The 653-nt window shown below is 41.7% G+C and carries 1 protein-coding gene and 1 pseudogene; both read left to right on the top strand.

Features of this window, described 5'->3' with window-relative positions; translation table 11 throughout:
- Positions 1-282, top strand: a pseudogene (locus AC1DUW_RS31680) (UxaA family hydrolase); the annotation flags it as partial.
- Positions 283-306: 24 nt separating this feature from the next.
- Positions 307-653 (top strand): aldehyde dehydrogenase family protein (locus AC1DUW_RS31675; protein WP_477644558.1); only part of this gene is annotated, 347 nt, incomplete at its 3' end.

Genomic DNA, 653 nt, shown 5'->3' with positions numbered 1-653 from the left:
GGCGGTGCCCAAATTGTTCTCTTTACAAGTGGACGAGGCACGCCAACTGGTTCTCCGATTGCACCTGTTATTAAAATTTCAACGAATACGCCAATGTTTGAGCGGATGAATGAAAATATGGATTTAAATGCAGGTACGATTGTCGATGGTACAGAAACCGTTGATGAAGTGGGCCGTCGCATTATGGATGAAATTCAACACGTTTCAAACGGAAAACTCACAAAAGCGGAAATATTAAAGCAGCATGACTTTGGGATTTGGAGAATTGGACCAACATTTTAATATAAAAAGGAGCCAAAAACAATGATGTCAACTTCATTTGCAACGAAAACATATAAAAATTTTATTAACAATGAGTGGGTAAACGCATCTTCTATGGAGACGATTAAAAGCATTAATCCGGCGGATAAAGAACCGGTTGGATACGTTCAGAGCTCAACGGAAAATGACTTGAACAAAGCGGTAGTATCTGCGGATAAGGCGAAGAAAGCTTGGCGCAAGCTTGGGCAGTCTGCACGTGGCCAACTTCTTTTCAAAACGGCCAATATCTTAGAAGAAAACCTCGATGAAATTGCTGAAACAATGACCCGCGAAATGGGTAAAACATTACCCGAAGCAAAAGGAGAAACGGCACGAGGTGTTGCGATCTTACG

The sequence above is a fragment of the Peribacillus sp. P4_C12 genome, from assembly GCF_056402095.1.
This window is presented reverse-complemented; position numbering and strand designations above follow the sequence as displayed.